Annotated in this window: 15 protein-coding genes and 2 pseudogenes; 7 read left to right on the forward strand and 10 right to left on the reverse strand. The window is 67.4% G+C overall.

Annotated elements, in window-relative coordinates; translation table 11 throughout:
• Window positions 1-195: 195 nt before the first annotated feature.
• On the forward strand, window positions 196-480 hold the full coding sequence (locus tag WS70_RS22155; protein ID WP_059472161.1) for a hypothetical protein: 285 nt from the start codon (window positions 196-198) through the stop codon (window positions 478-480).
• Between the two features lie 191 nt (window positions 481-671).
• On the opposite strand, the gene WS70_RS31755 is transcribed toward WS70_RS22155, so the two are convergent.
• From WS70_RS31755 to WS70_RS22205, 10 genes and pseudogenes are all read right to left on the reverse strand, one after another.
• Complete coding sequence (locus WS70_RS31755) at window positions 672-998, reverse strand: hypothetical protein (RefSeq protein WP_156438230.1); 327 nt, start codon at window positions 996-998, stop codon at window positions 672-674.
• Between the two features lie 191 nt (window positions 999-1189).
• On the reverse strand, window positions 1190-1576 hold the full coding sequence (locus tag WS70_RS22165) for a DUF2917 domain-containing protein (RefSeq protein ID WP_059597867.1): 387 nt from the start codon (window positions 1574-1576) through the stop codon (window positions 1190-1192).
• A gap of 656 nt (window positions 1577-2232) precedes the next feature.
• Window positions 2233-2432, reverse strand: a pseudogene (locus WS70_RS22170) (TauD/TfdA family dioxygenase); the annotation flags it as partial.
• Window positions 2402-2857, reverse strand: a pseudogene (locus WS70_RS22175) (isocitrate lyase/phosphoenolpyruvate mutase family protein); the annotation flags it as partial. The pseudogenes WS70_RS22170 and WS70_RS22175, both read right to left, overlap by 31 nt.
• A gap of 583 nt (window positions 2858-3440) precedes the next feature.
• Window positions 3441-4349, reverse strand: coding sequence for a metal-dependent hydrolase (locus WS70_RS22180; protein ID WP_059472164.1), 909 nt, complete (start codon window positions 4347-4349; stop codon window positions 3441-3443).
• Window positions 4350-4384: 35 nt separating this feature from the next.
• Window positions 4385-6175: an SDR family oxidoreductase gene (locus WS70_RS22185; protein WP_059597868.1), complete on the reverse strand. Its 1791-nt coding sequence runs from the start codon at window positions 6173-6175 to the stop codon at window positions 4385-4387.
• Between the two features lie 50 nt (window positions 6176-6225).
• Complete coding sequence (locus tag WS70_RS22190) at window positions 6226-7113, reverse strand: M24 family metallopeptidase (RefSeq protein WP_059597869.1); 888 nt, start codon at window positions 7111-7113, stop codon at window positions 6226-6228.
• A 264-nt stretch (window positions 7114-7377) separates the two neighbouring features.
• Window positions 7378-8148 carry a slipin family protein gene (locus WS70_RS22195; RefSeq protein WP_059472167.1) on the reverse strand — a complete coding sequence of 257 codons (771 nt, stop codon included), beginning with the start codon at window positions 8146-8148 and terminating at the stop codon, window positions 7378-7380.
• Window positions 8145-9623 carry an NfeD family protein gene (locus tag WS70_RS22200; RefSeq protein ID WP_059597870.1) on the reverse strand — a complete coding sequence of 493 codons (1479 nt, stop codon included), beginning with the start codon at window positions 9621-9623 and terminating at the stop codon, window positions 8145-8147. The genes WS70_RS22195 and WS70_RS22200 overlap by 4 nt, the downstream gene beginning before the upstream one ends.
• Before the next feature lie 77 nt (window positions 9624-9700).
• The gene (locus WS70_RS22205) at window positions 9701-10828 is read right to left on the reverse strand and encodes an AraC family transcriptional regulator (RefSeq protein ID WP_082722366.1); all 1128 of its coding nucleotides are present in this window, start codon (window positions 10826-10828) and stop codon (window positions 9701-9703) included.
• Window positions 10829-10927: 99 nt separating this feature from the next.
• Between WS70_RS22205 and WS70_RS22210 the strand changes: the two genes are divergently transcribed.
• From WS70_RS22210 to WS70_RS22235, 6 genes are all read left to right on the forward strand, one after another.
• Window positions 10928-12061: an acyl-CoA dehydrogenase family protein gene (locus WS70_RS22210; protein ID WP_059472170.1), complete on the forward strand. Its 1134-nt coding sequence runs from the start codon at window positions 10928-10930 to the stop codon at window positions 12059-12061.
• 513 nt (window positions 12062-12574) lie between these two features.
• Window positions 12575-14278 carry an AMP-binding protein gene (locus tag WS70_RS22215; RefSeq protein ID WP_059597872.1) on the forward strand — a complete coding sequence of 568 codons (1704 nt, stop codon included), beginning with the start codon at window positions 12575-12577 and terminating at the stop codon, window positions 14276-14278.
• 77 nt (window positions 14279-14355) lie between these two features.
• The gene (locus tag WS70_RS22220) at window positions 14356-15885 is read left to right on the forward strand and encodes a CoA-acylating methylmalonate-semialdehyde dehydrogenase (RefSeq protein ID WP_059471600.1); all 1530 of its coding nucleotides are present in this window, start codon (window positions 14356-14358) and stop codon (window positions 15883-15885) included.
• 12 nt (window positions 15886-15897) lie between these two features.
• The gene (gene mmsB / locus WS70_RS22225) at window positions 15898-16794 is read left to right on the forward strand and encodes a 3-hydroxyisobutyrate dehydrogenase (RefSeq protein WP_059471599.1); all 897 of its coding nucleotides are present in this window, start codon (window positions 15898-15900) and stop codon (window positions 16792-16794) included.
• Window positions 16794-17588, forward strand: coding sequence for an enoyl-CoA hydratase (locus WS70_RS22230; RefSeq protein ID WP_059597873.1), 795 nt, complete (start codon window positions 16794-16796; stop codon window positions 17586-17588). Before mmsB ends, WS70_RS22230 begins: the two co-directional genes overlap by 1 nt.
• Complete coding sequence (locus WS70_RS22235) at window positions 17585-18733, forward strand: enoyl-CoA hydratase/isomerase family protein (protein WP_059471597.1); 1149 nt, start codon at window positions 17585-17587, stop codon at window positions 18731-18733. Before WS70_RS22230 ends, WS70_RS22235 begins: the two co-directional genes overlap by 4 nt.
• The last annotated feature ends 215 nt before the right edge of the window (window positions 18734-18948 follow it).

The following is an 18948-nucleotide window of genomic DNA, read 5'->3' on the forward strand; positions in this document are numbered from 1 at the left end:
GCAAGTCGTCATCGCCTTAACGCGATTCTCTATCTAGGATAGAGACAATGCTCGCGCTGAGTGTCGCCGGATGCCGGGAGGGGGCGCGAGCGTCGACGCATTTCGCAGTGGCAACTGAAGTGGTGCGTGCTGGGGCAGGGCTTTGATGGTTGGGTGGCGCACCATGTGATTTCGTCCGTCAATTCGGAGGCAAGCATGTTGAACTGGATCAGCCGATGGGCGTTGCGTCACGCCCCCACTCCCGAGAAGAGCGCCGCATCGATGCTCGTGACCGCACGGATGGAGTTGTTCACCGCCGAACAGCGGGTCATCGACGCGAAGCTGCAGGCCGACTATTGGCGCACGCGTGTTTCGTTTCTCGAAGAGGTGCAGAAGCAGGGCATCGATCCGTGGGTGAGCGCGCAAGTGCAAAAGACCGTCGACGAGCCGTCGGCGACCGTGCGCGGCGCGTCGGGTCCGCGTCTCGCAGCGAGCACGTAACGCGTTGCAAGAGCGGTTCGCGATGCGCGGCGCAGGCCGGCTGTCGCGGTTTCATCGGCGTGCGCTTTGCCGCGCGCATGTCCTCGTCGTTTCGGCTGCGTCGCACATCGATCCGGGCGGCGTAGCCGTTCAACCCATGCGTTGCGTGGATCCGTTCCGGGAAGGCGCGGAACCGATCCACGCGACGTTCATTATTTTCCCGTCAGCGTCGGCGCGTCTTGGCGACGATCGCACGTAGTCGCGATGTCGCTGGGCGTCGTGATGTTCGCGACCATGGCCGTCCCACAAGAGGTGGCTGGACGAACTGCAATCGCGATCGTTTCCCGTGCCGGCAGATCTCGGCCGGTTGCATCCCGACACGTCGACACCGTGCGTTCGACGACGCCACATCGTCCATCAGAAGGGATCGGCGAGCGCGAGCGATCGCCGACATCGCAACGCGCCTTGCCGGCATCGATCGTGCGGATCCGAAACCGTGCTCGCCTGTAAATGTCGGCGCTCGCTTCATCGATATGCATAGTCATCCTGATGATTGAGGTCGAGACGACTTCACGAAATGCAGATCAGGCGATAACGCACTTCATTACTGATTGCACACAGCGCCAGCTGCTCCGCGCGACGATCGGAGCAACTGACGGCCAAGCGCCTGCGAGCGCAATTGTCGCGTCGAGCCGGCGCGACATGCTCGTCCATCCGCTCGCACGGCGCTTCATCGCGGACGCGGGCTGGTCAGATCGGCGATTGCGTCGAGCAGCCCGCCGAGTACGCCGCCGATCCAGCCGCGCCGACGCACGTACGCAGTCGTGAGCGAGATCTCGGCCGTCGACGGTCCGTCGGTGCCGAGCCAGATACGCTCGCCGCGCGGCACGTGCAGGACGTCGCCGGGCTGCATCCAATAGTCGTCGACGCTGCGCGAGCGCGTGAGCCACACGCGCGAGCTCAGCACGCGGATCTCGGTATGGCTGCGCGCAAGCCATGTCATCATCGCGCTCGGCTCGAGCGCGAAGTGAAGCGTCATGCGCGGTAACTGGATCGCGTCGTATCCGTCGTACAGCGTCGGATCGGGACGAAATAACAACCGGTTTGCCTGGTCCATCGTCTCCTCCTGAATAGAGCCGGCGGAAGGAGCGCAGCGCAATGAAAAAGGCCCCAACCGTTTCCGGCGGGGGCCTCTTGACATCCGATGTTGCGGATAGCTAACGCACGAGCGCCCCCGGTGATGTGCCACAACGGGCATTCACTGGCGGGTGGGCAACTGCTGCGACGATGTGCTTGCGCGTATCCATGCCGATGAGTTTGGTGATCCTTCGTTGGCTTGTCAACGAAAATCTTGAGACAAACGCGGTTACCGTGGATGCGACGTCCGCCGGCGCAGCGATGCATGCGCGACCGGTTTCCTGCACGGAGATCGGAGCCGGTGCGACGCGCAGTCCTCAGGGCGCCGCAATGAATTCGTTGCGTAGCGGCAGGGCGGCTTGCAGCGCATTCAGGCCGGCCATTGGAGTCGCATCGGCGCCGGTCGAGGTCGGCCGAAGATTGGCGACAGATTTCGTCGGCACGAGGCGATCGCGTGTGCTTCTTTCGCGGGATCGAAGACGCAGGCGCATGGCGAGCTGTTCGGATCGATGCGACAACAAGGCAGCCGATCGTAGCCGGATCGGCAACGCTACGCCGTTGCTGGTACGAGAAGCAAATTGCCCGTCGAAAACGCCGCTCTGTGCCGAACGGTTCGCAGCCCACGGTTCGAATCATCGCGTCGCGCCGATGCATCGTGCAACGATTGTTCCAGAACCAGATAAGGATGTCGCCGACTTCCCAATGCGTGTCCACGTGATGCCGTCGAGCCGCGTGTGGTGCCACAGTTCGTCGAGGAAGGCTTCTGATTCGTCGACGGGCAAGCCGACCACGGCGGCGTTCAGCCGGCGGCCGAGGTACAGATACGGTCGCTGCGTTCGAGAATCAGGTTTTCGATGCGGGCGATGATATGAACATCGTCGGTAGTCTGCGCCGCTTTGCCGGCGCGGACTTTCTCGCCGAATTCGTCGATCGATTCCTGATGCTGAATCGCGTCGTTGCCGAGCAGCGAATTTTTCTTCAATCCTGTTTTGTCTTCGATAATCACGGTCGATACGACGGATCGTTCCAGCGATTGGACATTCAATGCGAAATGCTCGGGCTTGCCGCCCGTGTTGCCATCGATGATGAGCGGTTTGGTCGTGGCATCGAAAATGTGCTGGACGTTCGACAGTCGGCTTGCGATGTCGAGGATTTCGATGTCGGGCCGACCGCGCAGCGTCGAATCGGTCGGTGAGCTGGACCAGAAGCCGTCGAACTCGGATTGCGGGCCCTTGTCCGCCACATAAATCTTTTCACTGATCGTTGCGGAAATCGGGCTGTGGCTTTCGATGAAGCGCAGTGCCCGGCCTTACGCCAGTTTTTCCTTGAATGATCGATGTCGTTGGCCGCTGGTAATCGGCTGGCTTATTAATTATATTGTCGATACGATTTTCTCATTTTCTTGAGGGGATAATTTAAATTATTTTATTGTGGTTAGAGTTCGTTAAGATTGGATGGCAATATCGAACCGGCTTCCGTGAAATAAAGTCACGCGTCCGTGCACCGGGCGTGCAGTCGCACCACGATGAAAACAAGCGCGTCGTGATTCCGTTTTCTCGAACGGCGGCGCATGGTTCGATGCGGAAACCGTTTCTTATGCGGGTCACGATCGCGCGGGGCGAATGGATGCCGAGCCGGCGGCGCGATGCGCCGGAAGTCGGAAAAATGGAAGGGCGGGAGACAGCGAACCGGCTGCCCGTTCGAGCCGTGCGGCGAACGGCTCGGGCGAAGCCGCCGACATGAAGCGAAGCGAGCGATTCGGCGAACCGAACGAAGCAGAAGCACCCGGCAAGTGAACCGAACGGTCCCGCGCAGGCTGCGCGGAACCTTCATCCGCGGTCATATCAGGACGCGGCCTTTTCCGAACCCCAGTTGCCGCCGTGCGCGGCGGCCTGCGCGGCCGGGGAGCGCGCGAGATATTCGAGCGCGACCTCGGTGGAGCCTTCGTCGTGCGGCGTATAGCTCGGCCGGTAGTAGCGGAGCGCCGCGCCGATCGTCTTCCAGAACGACGGCAGATGGTTGCGCCGCGAACCGCGCCACCACGAGAGCACGAAGCCCGGATAGCGGCCGGTGCTCGGATCGCGCTCGTACATGTACTTCGCGCCCGTCATGATGAAGTAGAGCAGGATCAGGACCACGATCGTCATGTGGAACGCGCGCTCCACATAGTTGCCGCCCAGATGCCGATAGATGTCGAACGCGACGGTCCGGTGCTCGACCTCCTCCGCGCCGTGCCAGCGCAGCAGGTCGACGACCGTCGGATCGGCGCGGCCGTCGTCGAGCCCGCGCGCGTGCAGCACCCAGTTGCCGAGATAGCCGAAGAAGTGCTCGAGCGACGCGATCACCGCGAGCTGCTGGCGCAGCCAGAAGCGCGTGTGGCCGATCTTCAGGCCGAACGGGCGTTCGCCCAGCGCTTTCGTGAAGAGCCAGTTGAGCCGCCGCGTGAACGGCTTCGTGTCGATCCCGTGCCGCTCGTAGTAATGCTTGAGCACGCCGCCGTGCGAGCGCGAATGCACCGCTTCCTGACGCAGGAAGCCTTCGGCGTCGGCGTACAGCGTGGGATCGGTGATGAGCGGCAGCGCCTTGTTGTACACGCGGCAGAACCAGAGCTCGCCTTCCGGGAACAGCAGGTTCAGCGTGTTGATGATGTGCGTGCTTTCCGGATCGCCTTCGATCCATTGGATCGGTGTCTTGGCGAAATCGAATTTGACGTGGCGCGCCTTGATCAGGTAGTGATTTTCGGGGGCGTTCATCGGTGTCTCCTCCAAGGTCGGGGCTGTTTCGCCACTCAGTGCGACGCCATGCTGACGCGGGCGATCATCCGGCCGAGCCACGGCATGAAGCGCCCCACGAAACGCATCGCATGCGCTTCCGCGCCTATCGCGACGACCGGTTTGTTTTGCAACACGGCATCGACCATCGCCTTCGCGACGGTTTCCGGTTTCAGGCCGCGCATCTGATAGAGCTTCGTCGCGCGCTTGCGCAGCCGTGCTTCGTCCTGCGCGCTCTTCGCGCCCGCGTATTGGGTCGACGCCATGATCCCCGTCTCGGCGAAGCCGGGGCAGACGGCCGTCACGCCGATGCCGTGGTCGGCGAGCTCGGCGCGCATGCACTCGCTCAGCATCAGCACAGCGGCTTTCGTCGTCGCGTATGCGGGCAGGTCGCGCGACGGGCCGAACGCGGCCGCCGACGCGGTGTTGACGATGTGGCCGCCCGCGCCGCGCGCGGCCATCTGCTTCGCGAACAGGCGCGAGCCGTGTATCACGCCCCACAGGTTCACGCGCAGGATGCGCTCCCAGTGCGCGGCGGACGTGTCGAGGATGCCGCCCGCCATGCCGATGCCCGCGTTGTTGACGACGACGTCGGCGCCGCCCAGCTCGTTGCCGACCCAGTTCGCGAGTGCTTCCATGTCGTCGGCCGAGCCGACGTCGACGCGCCGCACGTGCGCTTCCGCGCCGAGCAGGCGCACGAGGCGCGCGGTGCGCTCAGCCGCTTGCTCGTCGATGTCGACGGCGACGATCGACGCGCCTTGCTTCGCGAATTCGACGGTCGCGCAGCGGCCGATTCCGCTGCCCGCGCCGGTGATCACGACGCGCTTGCCGATGAACGGGCGGGCGCCGCTCGCGCGGCGCGCATGCGCGAGCGCGGGCGGCGCCGTGCCCGTCTCGACCGCTTCGATCAGCTCCTTTGCGAGCGCGGCGAAGCGTTCGGGGTCCGATATCGGCAGCCAGTGCCGCTGGGCGACTTCGCGGCGGTAGTAGGTCGGCACCCAGCGCGCGATGTCGGCCGACAGCGCCGGGCTCACGAACTTGTCGCGCAGCGGCACGACGACCTGCACGGGCGCGTGCGCATAGCGCTCGCGCGGCGCGAACACGCGGCGGATGAAGTTCGCGCGATACAGGCGCACGCCGTGCACGCCGTCGTCGGTCTGCGTCGGGCGCGGGCCGACGTCGGTGCGCTCGAGCCTGCGCATCAGCGCGGGCCACGCGCGGCCGAGCCACAGGCGCCAGCTCAACTCGGGGATGAACGGCAGATGGAACAGGTACACATACCACGAGCGCACGAGCTGGCCGCCGAGGCGTTTCACCGAAGCGGGCGACGGGCGCGCGAGTTGCTGGCGCAGCCAGTAGCCGACGTGGTCGAGATTCGGCCCGGAGCACGACGTGTATGACAGGATGCGTCCCGCGAGCCGCGGCTCGGTGACGAACTCCCAGCCCTGGATCGAGCCCCAGTCGTGGCCGATCACGTGGACTGCGCGGTTCGGCGCGAGCGCGTCGATCACCGCTGCGAAATCGTCGACGAGCCGTTCGAGCCGATAGTCGGCCGTGCGCGTGGGCTTCGTCGACAGGCCCGCGCCGCGCGCGTCGTAAGCGATCACGTAGTACGACTTCGCGAGCAGCGGCGCGACACGGCGCCAGACGCTGCTGTTGTCCGGATAGCCGTGCACGAGCACGACGGCGGGGCGCGACGCGTCGCCCCAGGTCTTCGCGGCGAGCGTGACGTCGCCGGCCGGGACGGCGGTTTCGGTGTGGACCGATTCGAACAGCGCGAGCGGCGCTTCGTCGGAGAGGGGCTGCATCGTGGTGTCTTGTTGTGTTGGCGGAGAGGGAATACGCGCGGCGAGAGCCGTCACGCGGCCTGTTCGCGCGCGAGCGGCTTGCTTGCCTGCCGCGCGTGCCAGCGGCGCACGTGCGGCAGGTCGTCGTCGAGCCAGTACGCGTCGTCGTCAGTGATGACGAGCAGCTCCTCGAACTTCGCGCCGACGCCGGCGAAGCCGAGATGCGGCTCGACCGCCCAGAGGCCGGGCGTCGGCGCGTGATCGGAGCGTGCGTCGATCGACCACAGCGGCGACCAGCCCTGCTCCTTGCCCGCGCGCGTCTGCTCGAGCAGCAGGTTGCGCGTCGAGTTAAGGCCGAAGCGCGCGACGAAGCGCGGCTTCGACAGCTTGTGCAGCTTCGCGACGCGATGCGCGAGCACCTTGAACGGATACGCCTTGTGGCGCGGCTCGACGCCCTGGCGGCGGCACAGCGCGTCGACTTCCTGCGCGACTTCGGCGAGCGTGCGGCGCGCCTTCACGAGCGCCACGATCATCTCGCGGTGCGCGATCAGGTCGTCCTGCAACTGCTCGAGGATCGGGTTGCGGCCAAGGCAGGTTGCATAGCCGACGTCGGCGACGATCCCGTCGACGACGGGCGCGACGTCGAGAATCACCGGCATGTCGGGCTCGAGCGCGCGGTTGCTCGGGAAGAACGCGAGATTGAAGCCGCCCAGATGCTTGAGGCCCGAGAAGCCTTCGAACGCGGTGCGGTCGCCGAACCACGCGAACGGCTTGTGCAGCCAGTCGTGCACGCCGTGGTCCTGCGCCCATTCGATCATCAGCCGCGCGGCCTGCTTTTCGGTGATGCCCGGGTACAGCATGTCGCCGACGGTTTCGACGCAGCGGTACGCGAGCTGCTGGACGGAGCGGAACTGATCCAGCTCCTCGATGTGGATTTCCGGCAGCGGATGCTCGGCCATGGCGTCGTCTCCTTTTCTTCGTCGTTCTGAACGGCGATGCCGGCCGCGAATGCGTCAGCCGTCAATGCGCTTCGTCAGCAAATGTGACATTGATCAATGTAAGTATCTTATATCAACGAGCCTCGTACGCGCGCGTGTTTGTGATGAGTACTTTTCCTAATTCGTCGGCGGGAAACGGCGTGGCCCGCGCGGGCCGGCGCGGGCGGAAATGCGGCGAAACCGGACGAGGCGAGACGGAATGCGCGTGCGGCAATCGGGGTTCGATCACTGCGGCGCGCGGCCGAAGCGCTCGAGCACCGCGCTCACGAGGTCGATCGGCAGCGGGAAAACGATCGTCGAATTCTTGTCGGCGGCGATGGTCGTCAGCGTCTGCAAATAGCGAAGCTGCATCGCCTGCGGCTGTAGCGCGAGCCGCTGCGCGGCCTTCAGAAGCTGCTCGGACGCCTGCAGCTCGCCTTCCGCGTGGATCACCTTCGCGCGCCGCTCGCGCTCGGCTTCCGCTTGGCGCGCGATCGCGCGGATCATCGTCTCGTTCAGGTCGACGTGCTTGATCTCGACCACCGACACCTTGATCCCCCACGCGTCGGTCTGCGCGTCGAGCGTCTTCTGGATGTCGGCGTTCAATTGCTCGCGCTCGGCGAGGAGCGCGTCGAGCTCGTGCTTGCCGAGCACCGAGCGCAGCGTCGTCTGCGCGAGCTGGCTCGTCGCGTCGAAGTAGCGCTGGACCTGGATCACCGCCTTTTCCGGATCGACGACGCGGAAATACACGACCGCGCTGACCTTCACCGACACGTTGTCGCGCGTGATCACGTCCTGCGCGGGCACGTCGAACACGACGGTGCGCAGATCGATCCGCACGACCTGCTGGACGACCGGGATGATCAGCACGAGGCCCGGCCCCTTGACTTTCCAGAAGCGCCCGAGCAGGAACACGACGCCGCGCTCGTATTCGCGGAAGATGCGGATCGCCGACGCGATCACGAACAGCGCGAGCACGAACAACAGACTGCTGAAGCCGAACGTGAAGCCCATCATGATTGTTCTCCTTGTGGTGGGGCGGTGTTGTCGTACAGCGGGGCCACGGTCAGCGTGAGGCCGTTTCGGCCCGTCACGCGCACGCGGCGGCCGGCCGCGATCGGCGTCGCGCTCGCGACGCGCCAGCGCTCGCCGTGCACGCGCGCCCAGCCGGCCGCCGACGGCGCGAGCGGCGCGGCCGGATTCGCGCTCGGGCCGATTTCGGGCGGTTGATCGGGCACGAGGCCGTCGTCGAGCACTTCGCCGATGCTGCCGACGATCGCTTCCGCGCCGGCGACGACGGGGCGTCGACGCGCGCGCAGCGCGAAGCCCGACACGCCGAACACGAGGATCGCGCCCGACGCTGCCAGCGAAAAGATCACCGGCCACGGCACGCCGTAGCCGGGCACGTCGGTGTCGATCAGCATCAGCGCGCCGATCGCGAACGCGACGATGCCGCCAACGCCGAGCGCGCCGAATGTCGGCAGGAACGCCTCGGCGACCAGGAACGAGATGCCGAGCATCACGAGCGCGAGGCCCGCGTAGTTGATCGGCAGCAGTTGCAGCGCGAACAGGCCGACGAGCAGGCTGATCGCGCCCGCGACGCCCGGCAGCACGAAGCCGGGGTTCGCGAATTCGAAGAAGAGTCCGTACATGCCGAGCGTGACGAGCACGAGTGCGACGCTCGGATCGGCGATCGTCGCGAGCAGCCGGCTGCGCCAGTCGGGCTCGATCGTCTCGATCGGCGCTTGCGCGGTGTCGAGCCGGTGCGTGCCTGTCGCGGTGACGATCTTGCGGCCGTCGAGCCGCGCGGCGAGATCGGCCGGGTCGTTCGCGATCAGGTCGACGACGTGCTGCGCGAGCGCGTCGTTCGCGGGCAGGCTCACTGCCTCGCGCACCGCGCGCTCCGCCCATTCGACGTTGCGGCCGCGCAACTGCGCGAGGCTGCGGATGTACGCGGCCGCGTCGTGCAGCGCCTTGCGGGTTTCGGTCGATTCGGCATCGGTGGCCGTCGCGCCGGATGCGGCGCCGGGCTCGCGCTGCGCGGCGGGCGGCGCCGGGCCGCCGACGCCGAACTGCACGGGCGACGCCGCGCCGAGGTTCGTGCCGGGCGCCATCGCCGCGATGTGGCTCGCGTAGACGATGTAGGTGCCGGCGCTCGCCGCCCGCGCGCCGCCCGGCGCGACGAACGCGGCGACGGGCACGCCCGAGCCGACGATCGCCTTGATGATCTGCCGCATCGACGTGTCGAGGCCGCCCGGCGTGTCGAGCTGGAGGATCGCGAGCTGCGCGTGCTCGCGCGCGGCGCGATCGAGGCCGCGCACGACGAAGTCGGCGCTTGCGGGGCCGATCGCGCCCGTGACCGGAATCACGACGACGGGCGCGCGCGCGGCGGCGACTGCCGCGCAGGCCAGCAACAGGCCGACCAGCACGGCCGCGCGCGCGAGCCGCGCGGGAAGCTTGCCGTGCCGCGGCGAAGGACGGGGCGTGTGCATCGCGGTGTCGGCCGGCGGCGCGCGGCCGCATGGTGCGGCGCCGCAGCCGGGCCGTGAAAAGGGCGTGCGCCCGGTGCTTAAAGAGTAGGCGGTTTCCGGCGAAAGCGCGAAGCGGCGGCGCGCGCGGCGAGCGCTTCGTCGCGGTAGTCGGCCGGGCTCATCCCGCGCCACTTGCGAAACGCGCGGTAGAACGCGCTCGGCTCGGCGAAGCCGATCGCCGCGGCGACGTCGGCGACGGTGCGGGCCGGATCGGCGAGCGCTTCGCATGCGAGATCGCGACGCAGCGCATCCTTGATCGACTGATAGGAATGGCCTTCCTGCCTGAGCTTGCGCCGCAGCGTCGCTTCGGCGACGTGCAGCCGCGCGGCGAGTGCCTGCGCGGTCGGCCACGCGGCGGGCGGCAGCCCGCGCAGCGCTGCGCGCACGCGCTGCGCGAACGCGTGCGGGTTGCGGTACTTGACGATGAAGCTCGCGGGCGCGTCGCGCAGGAACGGCTTCAGCGTCTTCGCCGTCTGCACGACGGGCAGCGCGGCGAACGCCGGATCGAAATCGACATACGACTCGGGTTGGCCGAAGCGCATGTCGTCGCAGAACATCAGCTGATATTCGTGGACCGCGCGCGGCTCGCCGCAGCGAAAGCTCGCGTGCAACAGCGGAATGCGCCGCCCGATCAGCCAGCAGGTGAGACCGTAGACGATGACGAAATAAGTCGCGTAAGCGAATATCTCCGGGGCGCTCGCGCCGTCGCGGTGCACGAAGCGCAGCCGCACGCGCTCGGCGTTCGCGTCGATCTCGCCGTGCAGATCGTCGAGCACGCAGTGCATGAAGTTGACCGCGCGCGCGAGCGCGCGCAGCCCGTTGCGCGCGGTGAGCGCCGCCTGGCTCATCGCGATGAAGCTGCCGCAGCGCATCGGGTGCGCGTCCTGGCCGAAGAACTCGTCGTCGAGCGCGTGCGCGATCGCGTTCCACAGCGCGCCGTACTGCCGCGCGGACACGCGCGCGCTCGGCGATGCGAGGAGCGCGGCGGGAATGCCCGCCTGCGCGAGGAGCGGCGCGTCGTCGACGCCGCGCCGCCGCGACAGCGCGAGACTCGACTCCACGAGCTCGATCGAAACGGTGCCTTTCTTCTCGTCGTACTTCATCGCAGGAGCATGCCGCGGCGCGGTGTGGCAAAAACGATCAGTGTAATTGAGCGGAGCGAGCATCGAACAGAACCCGTGCGTTGCCTACACTTGACTCATCGAGACAGAACGAACGAGGCGCGCCGCGCCATGACGCGGCGGCCGCCGAGGAGACATGCAGCAATGGACGATCTCTACACCGAAGATCAACGGATGATCCTCGACGCCGCGCGCGCCTTCTCCGCCGAAGCGCTCGCGCCGAACGCCGCACAGTGGGACCGCGAATCGCATCTGCCCGACGAGGTCGTCGCGCAGATGGGCGAGCTCGGCTTCCTCGGCATGATCGTGCCGCCCGACTGGGGCGGATCGTACACCGATTACGTCGCGTACGCGCTCGCGCTCGAGGAGATCGCGGCGGGCTGCGCGTCGTGCGCGACGCTCATGAGCGTGCACAATTCGGTCGGCTGCGGGCCGGTGCTGAACTACGGCACGCCCGAGCAGAAGGAGCGCTGGCTGCGTGATCTCGCGACCGGCAAGACGATCGGCGCGTTCAGCCTCACCGAGCCGCAGGCGGGCTCCGAGGCGCACAACCTGCGCACCCGGGCGGAGTTGCGCGACGGCCGCTGGATCCTGAACGGCAGCAAGCAGTTCGTCACGAACGGCGCGCGCGCCGGCCTCGCGATCGTTTTTGCCATGACCGATCCGGACGAGGGCAAGCGCGGGCTGTCCGCGTTCCTCGTGCCGGCCGACACGCCGGGCTTCATCGTTGGCAAGCCCGAGAAGAAGATGGGCATCCGCGCGTCGGACACGTGCGCGATCACGCTCGAAAATTGCGCGATTCCGCAGGAGAATCTGCTCGGCAAGCGCGGCGAAGGGCTGAAGATCGCGCTGTCGAATCTCGAAGGCGGGCGCATCGGCATCGCCGCGCAGGCGATCGGCATCGCGCGCGCCGCGTTCGACCGCGCGCGCCGCTATGCGCGCGAGCGCGTCCAGTTCGGCAAGCCGATCGCCGAGCATCAGGCGATCGCCGAGAAGCTCGCGGACATGGCGACGCGGATCAACGCCGCGCGCCTCCTCACGCATCACGCGGCGCGGTTGCGCACGGCGGGCCTGCCGTGTTTGTCGGAGGCGTCGCAGGCGAAGCTGTTCGCATCCGAAATGGCCGAGGCGGTGTGCTCGGACGCAATCCAGATCCACGGCGGCTACGGTTTCCTCGTCGACTACGAGGTCGAGCGCCATTACCGCGATGCGCGGATCACGCAGATCTACGAGGGGACCAGCGAAGTGCAAAGAATGGTGATCGCGCGGCAGCTGTGAATGCTGCCGCGCGAATCGCCGCGCGAATCACAGCGAAGATGCACTCGCGCAACATGGATAGCTTTGCATGGGATCAGAGTAAGCGCTAAAGCGCTAACTCTGATCGACAGCTTTGCATGGGATCAGAGTAAGCGCTAAAGCGCCAGCTCCGATCGACAGCTTTGCATGGGATCAGAGTAAGCGCTAAAGCGCTAACTCTGATCGACAGCTTTGCATGGGATCGGAGCAAGCGCTAAAGCGCCAGCTCCGATCGACAGCTTTGCATGGGATCGGAGCAAGCGCTGAAGCGCCGGCTCCGATCGACAGCTTTGCATGGGATCGGAGCAAGCGCTGAAGCGCCGGCTCCGATCGACAGCTTTGCATGGGATCGGAGCAAGCGCTGAAGCGCCAGCTCCGATCGACAGCTTTGCATGGGATCAGAGTAAGCGCTGAAGCGCTAACTCCGATCGACAGCTTTGCATGGGATCGGAGTAAGCGCTGAAGCGCTAACTCCGATCGACAGGAGACGACACGATGACGGCACAGGCGTTCCTCGACGCACGCGATTTCCTGCTGCGCCACCGCACCGACTACGACACCGCATATCGCGATTTCGAATGGCCGGCGCTCGACGAATTCAACTGGGCGCTCGACTACTTCGACGCGATCGCGCGCGGCAATGACAAGCCGGCGCTGTGGATCGTCGACGCCGCGACGGGCGACGGCGCGCAGTACACGTTCGCGCAGATGTCGGCGCGCTCCGCGCGGATCGCGAACTGGCTGCGCGGCATCGGCGTCGCGCGCGGCGAGCGAATTCTGCTGATGCTGCCGAATCGCGTCGAGCTGTGGGACACGATGCTCGCCGCGATGAAACTGGGCGCGGTCGTGCTGCCCGCGACGACGCAGCTGTCCGCCGACGACGTGCGCGACCGCGTGCGGATCGGCGGCGTGCGCTATGCGATCGTCGACGAGAACGAGGCCGAGAAGTTCGAGCAGCCGGGGCTCGACGTGACGAAGATCGTCGCGGGCGCGCCGCGCGCGGGCTGGCTCGCGCTCGCCGACGGCTACGCGGCGAGCGCGGACTTCACGCCGGACGGCGTCACGCACGCGAGCGATCCGATGCTGCTGTATTTCACGTCCGGCACGACGTCGAAGCCGAAGCTCGTCGAGCACACGCATCGCACCTATCCGGTCGGCAGCCTGTCGACGATGTACTGGGTCGGCCTGCAGCCGGGCGATATCCACTGGAACATCAGTTCGCCCGGCTGGGCGAAGCACGCGTGGAGCTGCTTCTACGCGCCGTGGAATGCGCAGGCGTGCGTGTTCGCGTTCAATTACGCTCGCTTCGAGCCGAAGGTCGTGCTCGATGCGCTCGTCAAATATCAAGTCACGACGATGTGCGCGCCGCCGACCGTCTGGCGGATGCTCGTCCAGCAGCCGCTCGCGACGTTCGCGGTGAAGCTGCGCGAGATCGTCGGCGCGGGCGAGCCGCTCAATCCCGAGATCATCGAGCGCGTGAAAAAGGCGTGGGGCGTGACGATCCGCGATGGCTACGGACAGACCGAAACCACGTGCCTGATCGGCAACTCGCCGGGCCAGCCGGTCGTGCCGGGCTCGATGGGCCGGCCGTTGCCGGGCTACGCGATCGACCTGCTCGATCCGGACGGCGCGCGCGCGAGCGAAGGCGAGGTCGCGCTGCCGGTGGACCCAAGCGTCGAGCGCCCGGTCGGCCTGATGAAGGGCTATGCGAACAATCCGGAGGCGACGGCGCACGCGATGCGCGACGGCCATTACCGGACTTCCGACATCGCGCTGCGCCGCGACGACGGCTATTTCGTCTACGTCGGCCGCGCGGACGACGTGTTCAAGTCGTCCGACTACCGGCTGAGCCCGTTCGAGCTCGAAAGCGTGCTGATCGAACACGAGGCGATCGCCGAGGCGGCCGTCGTGCCGAGCCCGGACCCGGTGCGGCTGTCGGTGCCGAAGACGTTCATCACGCTGCGCGCGGGCTACGAGCCGAGCGAGGCGCTCGCGCGCGAGATCTTCCGCTTCTCGCGCGAAAAGCTCGCGCCGTACAAGCGGATTCGGAGGTTGCAGTTCGCGGAGCTGCCGAAGACGATCTCCGGAAAGATTCGCCGCGTCGAATTGCGCCGGCGCGAACTGGCGCGCGGCGACGACACGTCGAGCCGGATGCCCGGCGAGTATTGGGAAGAGGATTTCGCGGCCGACGGCAAGTGACGCCCGGCCGCGCCGCCGCATAAACCGGCCGGTGACGCGCGCGGCGCGTCGCCGGCCATAGCCTGGAGAATCGCACGATGAACGCAACCCCGTCGTCCCGGAAGGGACATCACGTGCCGACCGTGAAGCTGTTGATCGGCGGCGAATTTGTCGAGTCCCACGCGACCGAGTGGCGCGACATCGTCAATCCGGCGACGCAGGAACTGCTCGCGCGCGTGCCGTTCGCGACGGCGGCCGAGGTCGACGCAGCGGTCGAGTCCGCGCAGGCCGCGTTCGCGAAATGGAAAAGCACGCCGCTGTCCGCGCGGATGCGGATCATGCTGAAGTTCCAGGAGCTCGTGCGCGCGAACCTGCCGCAGATCGCCAAGACGCTGACGGCCGAGCAGGGCAAGACGCTGCCCGACGCCGAAGGCGACATCTTCCGCGGCCTCGAGGTCGTCGAACACGCGTGTTCGGTCGGCTCGCTGCAATTGGGCGAATTCGCGGAGAACGTCGCGGGCGGCGTCGATACCTACACGCTGCGTCAGCCGCTCGGCGTGTGCGTCGGCATCACGCCGTTCAACTTCCCGGCGATGATCCCGCTGTGGATGTTCCCGATGGCGATCGTCTGCGGCAACACGTTCGTGCTGAAGCCGTCCGAGCAGGACCCGCTGTCGACGATGCAGCTCGTCGAGCTCGCGATCGAGGCGGGCGTGCCGAAGGGCGTGTTGAACGTCGTGCACGGCGGCAAGGAAGTCGTCGACGTGCTGTGTTCGCATCCGCTCGTGAAGGCGATCTCGTTCGTCGGCTCGACGGCCGTCGGCACGCACGTGTACCGGCTCGGCAGCGAGCACGGCAAGCGCGTGCAGGCGATGATGGGCGCGAAGAACCACGCGGTGATCCTGCCCGACGCGAACCGCGAGCAGACGATCAACGCGCTCGTCGGCGCGGCGTTCGGCGCGGCGGGCCAGCGCTGCATGGCGACGTCGGTCGCGGTGCTCGTCGGCGCGGCGCGCGACTGGCTGCCCGACATCGTCGCGAAGGCGAAGACGCTGAAGGTCAGCGCGGGCGCCGAGGCGGGCACCGACGTCGGCCCGGTCGTGTCGCGCGCGGCGAAGCAGCGGATCCTCGGCCTCATCGAGACGGGCGAAAAGGAGGGCGCGACGCTTGCGCTCGACGGCCGCGGCACGAACGTCGACGGCTATCCGCACGGCAACTTCATCGGCCCGACGGTCTTCGCGGACGTGAAGCCGGAGATGACGATCTACACACACGAGATCTTCGGTCCGGTGCTGTGCGTGATGTCGGTCGAGACGCTCGACGAGGCGATCGCGCTCGTCAACGCGAATCCGTTCGGCAACGGCGTCGGCCTTTTCACGCAGAGCGGCGCGGCGGCGCGCAAGTTCCAGAGCGAGATCGACATCGGCCAGGTCGGCATCAACATTCCGATTCCGGTGCCGGTGCCGTTCTTCAGCTTCACGGGCTCGCGCGGCTCGAAGCTCGGCGATCTCGGCCCGTACGGCAAGCAGGTCGTGCAGTTCTACACGCAGACGAAGACCGTCACCGCGCGCTGGTTCGACGACGACGCGACGGCGGGCGCCGTCAACACGACGATTCGGCTGCACTGATTGGGAGGCGCGATGAAGATCGGTTTTATCGGCTTGGGCCACATGGGGGCGCCGATGGCGCTCAATCTGCTGAAGGCGGGCCATGAAGTGCACGCGTTCGATCTCAGCGAGGACGCGCTGCGCCTCGTGAAGGACGGCGGCGCGCACGTCGTGATGTCGCCGCGCGACGCGGCGATGGGCGCCGAGTTCGTCGTCACGATGCTGCCCGCGGCCGCACACGTGCGCGCCGTGCTCACGCAGGACGACGGCGTGTTGGCCGGCCTCGGCGCGGGCGCGATGCTGATCGATTCGAGCACCATCGATCCGGCGAGCGCGCAGGCGTTCGGCGAACTCGTGCGCGGCAAGGGCGGCGCATTCGTCGACGCGCCGGTGTCGGGCGGCACGGGCGGCGCGGCGGCGGGCACGCTGACGTTCATGGTCGGCGGCAGCGACGCCGACTTCGAGCGAGTGAAACCCGTGCTCTCGGCGATGGGCAAGAACATCGTCCACTGCGGCGCGACCGGGATGGGGCAGGTCGCGAAGGTCTGCAACAACCTCGTGCTCGGGATCACGATGGCGGGCGTCTCCGAGGCGATGGCGCTCGGCGCGTCGCTCGGCATCGATCCGAAGGTGCTCGCCGGCATCATCAACACGTCGACGGGCCGCTGTTGGAGCTCCGATACGTACAACCCGTATCCGGGCGTGATCGAAACCGCGCCGTCGTCGCGAGGCTACTCGGGCGGCTTCGGCACGGATCTGATGCTGAAGGATCTCGGCCTCGCGAACGACGCGGCGAAGCACGTGCGGCAGCCGGTCTATCTCGGCGCGCTCGCGCAGCAGCTCTATCAGACGATGAGCAGCCGCGGCGACGGCAAGCTCGACTTCTCGGCGGTGATCCGTCTGTACCAGCCGGTCAAAAAGGACGCCTGATGATCGCGCTCGACTACGCCGACGACGGCGCGATCGCGCTCGTCACGCTCAAGCGCCCGTCCGCGAACACGTTCAGCGCGGACGGGCTCCTGCAACTGCAGCGCACGATCGAGCAGCTCGAAGCCGATTCGCGCGTGCGCGCGCTCATCGTCACGGGCGACGGGCCGAAGTTCTTCAGCGCGGGGGCCGACCTGAACGCGTTCGCCGAAGGCGATCACGCGATCGCGCGCACGATGGCCGCGCGCTTCGGCGCCGCGTTCGAAGCGCTGCACGACGCGCGCTTTCCGACGATCGCCGCGATCAACGGCTATGCGATGGGCGGCGGCCTCGAATGCGCGCTTGCGTGCGACATGCGGATCGCCGAGCGGCATGCGCAGATGGCGCTGCCCGAGCCGTCGGTCGGCCTGACGCCATGCGGACTCGGCACGCAGACGCTGCCCTGGCTCGTCGGCGAAGGCTGGGCGAAGCGAATGATCCTCGCGGGCGTGCGCGTCGACGCCGAAACGGCGCTGCGCATCGGCCTCGTCGAGGAGGTCGTCGACACGGGCCGCTCGCGCGACGCCGCGCTCGGGCTCGCGCGCGGCGCGGTCGCGCTCGGTCCGCGCGCGGTCGGCGTCGCGAAGGAACTGATCGGCCTCGCGCGGCAGGGCGTGCCGCGCGGCGCGACGCTCGCAATCGAGCGCGAGCGCTTCGTCGACCTGTTCGACGGCGGCGAGCCGTGCGAAGGCGTCGCCGCATTCCTCGGCAAGCGCAAGCCCCAATGGCGAATCGACGACGGAGGGCAGCCGCAATGAGCTCGCCGATGATGCACGACGTCCATCGCGACGCGGCGGCGCACGACGTGTCGATGCGCGTCGTGAACCGCGTCGCGCTGATCACGCTGAACCGGCCGGCCGCGCTCAACGCGCTGTCGCACGAGATGGTGCGCGCGCTCGCCGCATTGCTCGAACGCTGCCGCGACGATCGCTCGATCGTCGCCGTCGTGTTGCGCGGCGCGGGTGACAAGGGTTTCTGCGCGGGCGGCGACGTGCGCGCGCTGCACCGGATGGCGAAAGCGGGCGGCCGCGACTGGCTGCCGTTCTTCGTCGACGAATACCGGCTCGACTACGCGATCCACACGTTTTCGAAGCCCGTCGTCGCGCTGATGGACGGCATCACGATGGGCGGCGGGATGGGGCTCGCGCAGGGCGCCGCGCTGCGCGTGTCGACCGAGCGCAGCAAGATCGCGATGCCGGAGACGCGGATCGGCTTCGTGCCCGACGTCGGCGCGACGCATTTTCTCGCGAAGCTGCCGGTCGAGCTGTCGCTGTACGTCGGCCTGACGGGCGCGACGCTGTCGGGCGCGGATGCGCTCGTCGCGAAGCTGGCCGATCTGTCGGTGCCGTCGTCGTGGCTCGACACGTTCGAGACGCGGCTCGAACGCACGGACTGGTCGGGCGACGCGTTGCGCGCATTGCGCACGGTGTTCGCGCCGCCGTGCAACGTCGTGCCGCACGCGGTGCTCGACGGCCAGATGCCGTGGATCGTCCGGCATTTCGACAAGCGCTCGGGCGTCGAGCGGATCGTCGCGACGCTGCGGCAGGATCTGACGCGCGACGAGCTGTCGCGCGAGCACCGGCAATGGCTGCAGACGGCGCTCGACGCATTGACGAGCCATTCGCCGACGATGCTCGAAGTGACGCGCGAGGCGCTCTTGCGCGGCCGGCAGATGACGCTCGCCGAATCGTTCCGGATGGAGCTCGGGATCGTCACGCGCGCGATCGAGGAGGGCGATTTCCGCGAGGGCGTGCGTGCGCATCTCGTCGACAAGGACCGCAGGCCGGGCTGGGCGCCCGCATCGCTCGTCGAGGTGCAGCGCGAGCGCGTCCTGCATTTCCTGACGTCGCCTTGGAAGCGCGATGCGCATCCGCTCGCCGATCTCGGCGAACAGGCGGATTGAGCGATCGTGCTGCGCTCGTGTCGCGGCGCTGACGGCGGCGTGGGGGCGGCGTGGGGGCGATAGGCTGCGCCGTCGCCGTCGCCGTCGCCGTCGTCGCGATCGCCGATCGCACGAGCTTTTCGAATTCGAGCGAATGCGACGCGTCGGTACGGCGGACGCGCCGACGGCGCGCCGAGCGACGCGGGACCCCTCGGGACGCCGATTCGCGCGAAGCG

Source organism: Burkholderia mayonis (genome assembly GCF_001523745.2).
Lineage (GTDB): Bacteria > Pseudomonadota > Gammaproteobacteria > Burkholderiales > Burkholderiaceae > Burkholderia > Burkholderia mayonis.